The sequence below is a fragment of the Paenibacillus favisporus genome (genome assembly GCF_040545415.1).
GTDB lineage: Bacteria > Bacillota > Bacilli > Paenibacillales > Paenibacillaceae > Paenibacillus_AQ > Paenibacillus_AQ favisporus.
In genome coordinates this window covers 1604334-1615072 of sequence record NZ_JBEPLV010000001.1, presented here as the reverse complement: position 1 = coordinate 1615072, position 10739 = coordinate 1604334, and the positions used below count along the sequence as shown (strand labels likewise).

At 51.6% G+C, this 10739-nt stretch carries 6 protein-coding genes; all 6 read right to left on the bottom strand.

Annotation, left to right across the window (positions count from 1 at the left end):
- Nucleotides 1-63: 63 nt before the first annotated feature.
- Complete coding sequence (locus ABID47_RS07545) at nt 64-1599, bottom strand: extracellular solute-binding protein (RefSeq protein WP_354495532.1); 1536 nt, start codon at nt 1597-1599, stop codon at nt 64-66.
- 64 nt (nt 1600-1663) lie between these two features.
- Nucleotides 1664-2533 (bottom strand): carbohydrate ABC transporter permease, encoded by an 870-nt coding sequence (locus ABID47_RS07540; RefSeq protein WP_354495531.1) that lies wholly within the window; start codon nt 2531-2533, stop codon nt 1664-1666.
- Nucleotides 2534-2535: 2 nt separating this feature from the next.
- Nucleotides 2536-3504, bottom strand: coding sequence for an ABC transporter permease (locus ABID47_RS07535; protein ID WP_354495530.1), 969 nt, complete (start codon nt 3502-3504; stop codon nt 2536-2538).
- A 59-nt stretch (nt 3505-3563) separates the two neighbouring features.
- On the bottom strand, nt 3564-4916 hold the full coding sequence (locus tag ABID47_RS07530; protein ID WP_354495529.1) for an FAD-dependent oxidoreductase: 1353 nt from the start codon (nt 4914-4916) through the stop codon (nt 3564-3566).
- Nucleotides 4917-5146: 230 nt separating this feature from the next.
- Nucleotides 5147-7603 (bottom strand): cellulase family glycosylhydrolase, encoded by a 2457-nt coding sequence (locus ABID47_RS07525; RefSeq protein WP_354495528.1) that lies wholly within the window; start codon nt 7601-7603, stop codon nt 5147-5149.
- 608 nt (nt 7604-8211) lie between these two features.
- Nucleotides 8212-10563, bottom strand: coding sequence for a helix-turn-helix domain-containing protein (locus ABID47_RS07520; protein WP_354495527.1), 2352 nt, complete (start codon nt 10561-10563; stop codon nt 8212-8214).
- Nucleotides 10564-10739 lie beyond the last annotated feature (176 nt).

Below are 10739 nucleotides of genomic sequence, written 5' to 3'. Positions count from 1 at the left end.
CTTGTCTACATAAATCAAAGTGAAGGTGCCTCTAGAGGAAGCCCCTTCACTTTGTTATTCAGCTTATTTGTTCATCTTTGCATAATTCTCGTTCACCTCAGCGGTGATGGATTCACCGCCCTGTCTCTGCCACTGCAACACGTATTGATCGAATGCTTCGACCGGCACAGTCCCCATGATGATCTTCGTAAATGTCTCCTGCATCAGCTTGGTCAATTGCACCCCGTTCTTGCCCATGCTTGGCGTTGGGGGTCCATTGTATTCGTTCAGGATCAGGTTGCTGCTGATCCGTGTCACGTTATCCTTTAGCTTGAATTCAGGACCGAGCGCATCAAGCCGCTGATAGTCAAGCTCCTGATCCCATGGAGCGGCATAGTCCAAAATATTGTTGCGGTAGACGTGCTTGTTGTGCTCCTCAAAGTCCATGACCAGCTTACCGTTTTCCCGCTTCGATATGTTGTGCTCAGGCAAGCCGAGTTTGATTGGCTCATGGCCTTCGCCATTGGCAAAGTTGAACATTTTGATGACTTCATTCGCCTTCTTGCTTTTTGCAGGCACGATGCTGTAGCCCATCACCATGCTGGAGGCAACGACGCCGCTCTTCCCGCCCTGGCCCACCGGATAGTCAAGCGGGATCCATTCCGCCTTCGGATCGTTTGTCTTATTCGTCAAGATCGGCCCCCGCGTATCAAACCAAGTTGCCGAGAACAGTCCGGCTTTGCCGCTGGCTACTTTCTCTTCGATATTGTTGTTTTTGTTCAGTGCCCATTCCGGATCAATCAGCTGCTCTTTATAGAGGTCCGCCAGGAACTGGAGAGCTTCCTTCGTTTCTGGCAGAATGGTGGCATTCACCAGCTTTCCGTCTCTCATCACCCATTGATTGACCGCAGATGTACCATTGAACGGTACGCCGAAAGAGCCGAAGAATGGTGCCGATCGGATGAGATTTTCCCCCATCAACAAGCCGACCGTGTCATCCTTGCCGTCACCATCCGGATCATTCTGGGCAAATTGACGCATCACATTCACATATTCATCCAGCGTTTTCGGCGGCTGCAGCCCCAGATTGTCAAGCCAATCTTTACGCACATACATCAAATCGTTACCTAGAATATAATTGACCGCTGGCACCGCGTAGATGTTACCGTCCACCGTAACGGAGTCCCATGCTTCCTGTGGAACCGACTTCTTCAGATCGGGACCTGACGCCTCAATAGCATCATTCAGCGGCTGCAGCGCCTTTTGGTTTACCATGTTTATGAACCAGGAAGCATCCTGCGTAAATACCATGTCTATATCGTCGCCGGATGACATCATCACATTCAGCTTGTCCTGATAGCCGTCGGAGGGCGGGTATACCACGTGCACGTCGATATTGACGCTATCATTGACGTATTTTTGGTAGGGGTTGTTGTTCTCGTTCATACCGTCCAAAAATTTACGACCAAAGTTAGGCTGCACAATATTGATGGTCGGCCTTTTGCCGACTTCTCCTGACTCGGGACTGCCCGAAGATTCCTTCCGGCCTCCGCATCCACTGAGTAAACCAGCCGCTATAGCGGAGATCACCAATACTGACAACATGTTTCGCAATTTCATACTTTCAGCCCCTTTATATAAAAATATTACGAAATGTAAACGGATACAAGGAAAATATGCCCTATTACCCCTTGACCGAGCCGATCATAATTCCCTTCACAAAATATTTCTGAAGGAACGGATACACGAGCAATATTGGCAATGTGCTCGCTATCAATGCTGCGGCTTTCAGCGACTCCACAGCCAGGAGCTGCCGTTCCAGGCTATCCGTCGTATTAATGTTCGATTGCCCCGACATCACAAGCTCCCGCAAATAGATTTGCAGCGGCTTTAAAGAAGAATCGGTAACGTACATGACCGCATCGAAGAAAGAATTCCATTGTCCGACCGCATTAAACAAGGCGATCGTGGCAATCACCGGCATGGACAGCGGTACTACGATGCGAAATAAAATCCCGAGATTGGACGAACCGTCGATTCTTGCGGATTCCTCCAGTTCATTCGGAATGGACTGAAAGAAATTTTTCATGATGACCACATGAAATGCGTTAACAGCACCCGGAATGACGTAGGCCCAGAAGGTGTTCATCAGATGCAGCTCTTTGATTACCAGGTATGTCGGGATCATCCCGCCGCTGAACATCATGGTAAAGACAATGAGGAACATGATAGGACCGCGGCCTTTAATGTAATATCTTGATAGAGGATACGCAAGCAGCATGGTCATGACTACGCTGATGAGGGTTCCCACAACCGTTCGCTGCACGCTGACGAGAAAAGATTGAACGAACCCCGGGTCATTGAACACCTTCACGTATGCTTCCGTCGTCCATTCTACCGGCAGGAAGGAGACTTCGCCGGATACAATTGCCCGGTAGCTGCTGAACGACTGGGCCAGAATGTGAATGAAGGGCGCCAAAGCCAGAAGCCCAAAACAGGCAAGCGCAAAGTGATTGATGTTGCTGAACCATTTTTCACCCTTTGACATTTTCATAATCAGTAGATCCCTTCTTGACCCGTTCTTTTAACGGCTTTGTTGACGATAACGACCAGCACCAGACTGATGACGGATTTAAGCAATCCAACCGCAGTCGAATAACTGAACTCGGACTGACCGATACCGATCCGGTACACATAGGTCTCAATGACGTCGGCAACATCATATACGAGCGAGTTATACAGAACGAATATTTGTTCAAACCCTACATCGAGGATGCTGCCAAGCCTAAGCAGGAACAGCACGATGATCGTCCCCTTAATGGAAGGAAGGGTTACATGCCACAGCTGCTTCCACTTCCCTGCACCGTCCATGACGGCTGCCTCATACTGCTGCTGGTCAATGCCCGCTAGAGCCGCAAGATAGATGATGGCCCCCCAACCGACCTCCTTCCAAATATCGCTGATGACCAGCACCGATCGAAACCAAGCCGGATCCGCTAAGAAAAACACGGGTTCGAATCCAAGCCATTTCATGATTTCATTGACTGCACCCGTTGCGGGAGACAGGACGTTTACCAATATACCGCCTAAAATGATCCAAGACAGAAAGTGCGGCAAGTAAGCAAGCGTTTGGATCGTCCGCTTATAAAACATGCTGCGGATCTCATTAAGCAGAAGTGCTAGGATGATGGGACCCGGGAACCCCCAGAACAGCTTATATAAACTGATAATGACCGTGTTCCAGAACACCTGATAGAATTGGGGATCATGAAACAGCCGTACAAAGTGGTCGAGTCCTACCCATTCGCTGGCATTAAATCCTGCAAATATGCTGTAATCCTTAAAGGCGATCACAATCCCCCACATCGGAAGGTACTTAAAAACGAGAAAATACACGATACCAGGAACCATGATCAAGTACAAATCCCAATATTGCCTGAGGTTTGCGAAACGTTTTTTGTTTAAGACCGTATCGGTGCTGGTGCCGGACGGTTTGGGCACGGTAACAGCCTTATGTTGTGCCACGGGATTCACCTCTCTTTAGTTGTCTTGTCGCTATGATAAAAGAATGGATTCGCTTCCGCCTAAACTTCTGCAAGCTCGCCCAGCCAGGCGCCTTGCTCGATGAGAAGACGCTGCAATTGTTTGATATCGACCTCCCGTGATGTACTGCCTGTCTTTGCACAGATGGCCGCGGCTGTTCCCGCTGCCTGCCCCATTGCAAAGCAGTTGGGCATTACCCGAAGCGAGCCCTGTACGACTCGGTCAGCGGAGGCGGCCCGTCCCGCAACCCACACATTTGCCAAACCTTGAGGAAGAAGGGAACGGTATGGAACCCCATGCGACCGACCGGGGGGAAGATGGCGAATTTCCATGTTTTCTTTGCTGGTTGCCATATGGATATCAATAAAATAAGCATTTCTTGCAATGTCGTCTTCAAAGCTTCGCATGGATATAAAGTCGTCCTGAACCAGCATGTAATCACCGACGATGCGGCGGGTTTCACGTATACCGATTTGTTCGCCTGTACTGACCAAATGGGCGTCTTCAAATCCGGGTACATACTTCCGCAGAAATTCGACCTGTATTTTGACCAGCTTTCTGCCTTCTACCGCAGCCTTCGTGAGATCTTCCGCCTTCGTTCCGTCCACGCCGAACACATGCCCGAAGTTGACCCCAACCAAGTAATCGGAGACCCAGGCAAAGCCGGAGACTTCTTTCCGGCCGGGAGGCAGATCGCCGTTGCTCTGTGCTAACTGAACCGCTTGCGGAATTTGTCCGGTGTCACCGCTATCCCTCATATATTGCCTGAAGCGCTCCCGGTTCACGTTGGTTAACAGGTAGCACATCGTCCCCGGCTGCAGCTCGCCGCCATCCCCACCTTTCTGGAACGGAGCGCCGGCCAGCGCCGCAATATCGGCGTCACCTGTGGCATCTATGACGTACTTGGCCTCGACGATCGATCTTCCGGACTTATTCAGAAGCACCAGACCGTTCACGCCGTGCCCCCCAGAATTCATGACCAGCTGTCCAACAAATGTATGGAACAAAACCTTGGCTCCGCTCTCAAGCAGCGCTTCATCGTACACCCGCTTCAATACCTCAACGTCAATCGGGACCCAATCCAGCTGTTCTTTATATTCCGTGATATAAGAAGGTTTACAATTCGCTTTCATTCGCTCCATCAACTCCAGCCCGATACCGCGAATGACGGGCTTCTCATGGTCGGTAAAAGGACAAAAGGCAGGTACCAGTGCGGTCGTGCCCATACCTCCTAGAAATCCCCTTTGCTCAATCAGCAAAGTATTTGCTCCATTATTGACGGCAGCGATGGCAGCGGCAATGCCGGTCGGCCCTCCTCCGACGACGACGACATCAACCTGGTTCATAATAGGCAGTTCTTCCGGCGGCAGCGTCCATGTTCTTTTCGATGTCATGTTTAGACCCTCCAGTTGGTAAACTCGAAATGTCCCGATCCATTCGGGTATACCTACATTTTAGATCCCAATGGCGGTCATGATTAGCACACGCTGATGACATTCACTGTTCGGATCATGACCTTTTCATTGGCTTAAAATAAAAAAGAGCTAATTCACAGGCAGGAACCTGTGAAAACAGCTCTTTAACGAACACACTCATCCAAATTCGTTTGAATCTTATTTTCCTTTTATGATTGAGCGCTCGCGGGTTTATTATTGCACGGTTTATCCCTAAGTTTGCTCCCGTGGTTAGTTTGTTGGTTACTCGGCTTGCCTCTATCAGACTTCTCGCAGCCTGGAAAGCTGTTACCCGGACGATCGACTCCGGGCGTACCGGAAACCGTGACGCCAGGAGACTTATTCCCCGCCTCATCCACCGTTCGGATTCGATACGCGTATTCCGTCCCATTCACGAGCCCGTTTATTGTAACGGTTTGTACGCCTTTGCCTACATGAACCGTTTCAGCTTCGGCTGCACCTTCTTCCAAAACGACGACTTGGGCGAAATCGTCATCCTCCAGATCCGTCCAATATAAGGTCAGCTGGCCGTCCCCTTCCACTACCGCCGCGCTATTCACTTCCTTCGGTACCGTGTCGTCGTTGTAGCCTGTCTCTATGTCCATAATCCTGGCAATTTTATCGTTCGGATTCACCGGTATCCCCTGCCATGAAGGCTTCGTAATATTTAAGCGCAAGGCTGTCGTTTGAAGTGTTTCGAAGTGCATATCATTATACTCGCCATAAAAGCCGTCCTTGTCATTATCGACAACGGATGTCACCGGCACCCATACGGTTCCGTCCCAATATTCAACGCTAAAATCACGGATATGCCATTGTTCGCCGCTCGCGGCTCCGCTCCAAATTTTTACGTAGTTGAGTTTCTGCGGAACCGTCCATTCCATTTCAATAAAATGGCTCTCTTCCTGCCCTTGAGACAACCAGCGGGTGGATAGATTTCCATCAACGGCATATTCCTTAACGTTCGATCCGTTGGTTGAATCCACAGTCAAAGCTGCGAGTTGGGCTATGTTGCGCACGGTTATCGGTCCGAATATTTCAGACGGCTCAGAGGCACCGCCCGTGTTTTTGGCCGTAATTCGGTAATAGTACGGTATGCCGCTGCTTGCCGAAGCATCCTTGAACGGTTGATCTGCTTCCGCAAGATCCGCCCCAACCACCGTCCAAGGTCCGTTTGGTGTTTCAGCCCGTTCGATATCATACGATTCAGCCCACTTTACCGGGTTCCAGGTCATGGAAGCAACTGAGGTAAATGGGATCCACATCGGCTGATCCGGTACCGGTGGAACGGAAGAGGCGGTAATTGGGCCAACGACATTCGAAGGCTCCGAGATTCCGGCTCCGTTCATCCCTTTTACCCGATAATAATAATTCATTCCTTCCGCAGCCGACGAATCTTGGAAAGGACGAAAAGGAATATCACTATCCAGTACCTGAGTGCCTATAACGGCCCATGGTCCATCCGGGTGTTCTGCTCTTTCGAATTGATAGGATTCCGCCCCGGCCGATCCTCTCCATGCGATGCCAAGCACCGATTCAATTGGCAGTAGCTGTGGTGCATCGGGTATTGGCATCGGCGGGACCGGCAATCCACGGATTTCATGAGCTTTTTCCCGAATCATAGACATAATCGCCTTTTCGTCATAGATATCACCCGATGGAAAGCCTGGCCAACGGAAATCTCCTTCCTTGTTGTAAAAGCCGCCGTCCTTGTTGTGAGACTTCAGCGTCCATAACAAGGCTCCGGATGTACCATTAGCGATCGCCTCATCAGCCGTTCGGGTCAGATTTGTCCTGTTCGAGTGTCCAAACTCCCCGATCACAAACGCTTTTTTACCCAAACTCAAGTTTCGGTCCGCAGCAGCACGCAGTGCATAATCAGCTCCTCCGCTCTCATAATAATGATTGGACACGATATCCACATTGGGATCCTCAAGGGAAGCCTGACTAATACCGTACCGTCCGTCCATGACCATGTGATTAGAGTCCATACTTTTTATATAAGCACTCATCTCCTGTGTCCAAGCGTCCGTTGGATATAACTCATTGCCGGTTTCCCAAGCAAGGATGGCTTTGTCGTCTTTATATTTGATGCCGGTATAAATATTCGTTCTGTTCATCACATAGCTAACCAGGTGTTTATAATCTTCCTTCAACTCGGTATCGGTGTAGAACTCCTCGGCGGTTTTCCCTCGAAAACCTGCAAACTGTTTAATCCCTCCGACATGCTCCCATGTATCGATAAAAGGAATAATGACGCGGATATGATACTCATTTGCCAGTTTCAGCACATGGTCCAGGTCCCGAAAATAGTCTTCATTAAACTGCCTTAAGCCCGTTACATGACTTGGCTGATCCCCATTGGCGGTTCCTCCCTTGATCGTGAACGTATAAAGCCTGACTACAGTGCCACCCATTTGCTGCAAGGATCTAAATACATCTTCCTGTTCCCATGGATCAGGGCGATGCCATACGGGAGCTGGCATATACGTGAGATTTGAGCCGTTCATGGATATGAACCGGAACTCCTTCTCGCCATCCATCAACCGATCCCCGCTGCGCGTGATAAAGTTCCATTCTTTTGGCGGTACGCCATCCGCTGCGGCGGTTAAACCTACACGACCCATTCCTCCCAACATAAGCAAACATACAAGCATGACAGAAATCCAATGTCCTCGCATTCTTCTTAACCGCCCCTGTCCCCACTTGGATTAATAACGAGAATAAACTCAGAATTGTAAGCGTTGTCATTCTCGTTGTTGATCTAGATTATAGGGACACTTGCGCAAAATTGTTAGGATGCGATCATGACATCTACTGTTCCGCTGATGACTTTTTATCACAATCTATCCGAGTGTTGTCTGTAAAATTCTGTTGCACCTAAGAAGAGCCCGTTGAGATCTCTCTCAGGCGGGCTCTTCAGAACATTGCTGATGAAATGGTCATTTCAGTGATTTCAACTTTAATAATCAGCCTACATCCGATGTCGGTTCAATTCAACCATATCGACTTGGGATTTGACAAGCAAGCGTAGTTATACATAAACTCCATGAAATTGGGTTCACTGCAAAACCATCTCCGAAAGTCGTCGCCCAGATGTCTGGCAGACCGTTCCGGGGTGATAGCCCGCGTATATATGGAAACTCAAGCTCTACGCATTCGAACTCTCAGAGCCCGTAATGTTCGGAAAAGGGCATAGCCGTGGGGGTGGATCGCCGTTATCTATCGCGAGCGTTCACTCGAGGTTCGCCTTCCGCTCACGGTATTGCCCGGGTGTAACGCCCACCAGCTTCTTGAACAGCCGGTTCAAATAAGAGGGTTGATATCCGATCTGCAAGGCAATCTCGCCGACCTTCATGTCGGTGTCGTCCAGCAGCTCCTTCGCCTTCTCGATCCGCAGCTGGATCAAGTAATCGATGAAATTGATGTCGGCGATATGTTTGAACGCCTTGCTCAGTGTGAACGGGCTTGTCCCCAAGTCCTCGGCGCAGCGCTCCAGCGAGATGTCAGAGTCGTAATTCCCTTTGACGTACTCCATCGCCCGTTCGACGAGCCGACGCTGATGCAAAGCCTTGTCGCAGGCCAGCGCTTTCCCGTATGGTCCGATTACACGGACACGAAACCATTCAGTCATCCTATCGGGATCCCGCATTCCGCGAAGCTCGTCGTACAGATCATCGTCCCCGTACAGCCCGCGCGGCTGGTAGCCGGCTTCCAGAATCGCGTGCTGGATGCTGCCGAGCAGCTGGAGCGCGCCGTCCTGAACGAACATTTCCTTGCCTCCCTCCTGCACGAGAATTTCCACGAAAGAGTGTACGGCGGCGGCGGCCTCCTCGGGGAGCCCCATCCGGATCGCCTGCTTCACCTCCTTCTCCGCCGCAAACGGATACGGCACCGTCTCCCTTCCCATGCCAGGAAGAAGGTCCTCCAGGGAAAGAATCTGCGTCTCCTCCTGAACATCGCGGTAGCGGGCGGCTTGCCGAAGTTGCCGCAACGATTCCGGCAAATCCGCAATTCTCGGCAGAGGCCGACCTATCAGGATTGTGCTTTGCACCTTCAGCACGGCGCAGATCGTCTCCGCGAGCGAAGCCCCCAGCTGGAAGGCGCTGCCGCGTGCCGCCTCCTCCGGCTCCTCCCGCCCGAAGGACAACAGAATGCCTACGGATAGATCCTGGAAATTGACGATATCCGCCTGTTCGCCGCGAGCGGCGGTCAATTCCTGCGCGATATTCGCTGCCGCGAAGGAGACGAGCTGAGCATCGCCGTCCGTGAAGCGCCCCTTCAGCCGGCTAAGCCCAGTAACCTGGAGGAGCACGAGCAGAAACCGCTTGCCGTCCATGCTCCAGCCGTAGGCGTTCATCCTCTCTCGCAGTTCCTCTTCCGTGAAGGAATAATAATGTCCCTGTATGAGATGAAGCAAAAAGCTTGACCGCATCCAGGGCTGCGCCTGCTCCAGCTTCTCCCGCAGCTCGCGGCTTTCTCGGTTCAGGTGGCGCCACTGCTTCTCGAGAAAGCCGATCTCGTCGCTGGGCGGATCGGGCGCTCGCTTCTCGTCATGGAACAAGCCGACAAGCCGGTGGATTGGATGATAGATCCTCTTGGAGGCAAGCCAGGACAGAAGAAGCGCGACGACAAAGCCCGACAGACTGACACCGACAATCATCCTAGACATCATTTTGACCGGAGCCGTCATTGAGGAAAGCGAAGCGGCAGTGACGTAGGTCCAGTGCAGTCCAAGCCGGGTAAAATCGCCGAACGTGACGGTATATGTTTCACCCTGAAAGTTGTACAGGAACGTGCCGGAACCCGTTTCACGCTGCTTGATCTCGGCAGCCAGCGCAGTCTCGAACGGCGTTCCTTCGGGAAGGCCCGCCCCTTTCTCGGTCACGACGAAGCGGCCCTTCTCGTCGATAATGAAGGAGCTGCCGGCCTTGCCGAGCGACAGCTCATGTACCAGGCTTACGAGCTTATCCCGGTCCAGATAGAAAATCAGGGTACCGTAAGGCTGGCCGATGCCCGGAACCTTATGTACGAGCGCCACCGTATGATCGTCCGACCGGTTGACCCGCGGGAAGCCGTTCAGCCAGAACGCGCCTTGCTTGCTGGACATGACCGCCCGGTAGCCGACGAGATCGCCTGGGCTTGAGACGGCTTCGATCCCGTCGAAGTCGGAGACAACGACGGGCGACTTGCCGTCAACGAACAGATGCACCTGATCGACCAGCGGATAGAAGCCTTTCATAACCGTCAAGGTGCGGTACAGGTTTTGAGTAACTTTATATTGGTCCTTCAGATCGACGTTCCGGAGACTTCCGTCGAACCGCGGGTCGAACGCCCACTGCGTCGCTGTCAGTTCGAGCTGGTTCAAATCGCCGTTAATGCGTTTTACCGCGTTCAGGAGTAGCGCCTCGTTCGAGCTCGTCACCTCCTTGCCGATATGCGAGCTGCCGAGTAGATAGAGTGTTATTCCGATAATTGCCGTCGGTAGGCATGTGATGCTCAGCACGATCAATAGGCTTTTTCGGTAGAAACGGCCTTTGATCGCCGGCGGCCGATCCGGCCAATCCCTTTGGGCGAAATGGTTCATGACGCTCCCTGCCTTTCTTTTTTTCAATAGCTGCCCGGACCGTGGTCCGATAACCTTCACTTGCCGACCGAAACGCCTTAACAGGCCTACCCCCGAGAGTAACCGATTCTCGCGAGATGAACGGGAAAAACCCTCTTTTTCCAAATTAGAAAAAAGAGGGTGGTGCTTTCCAAACC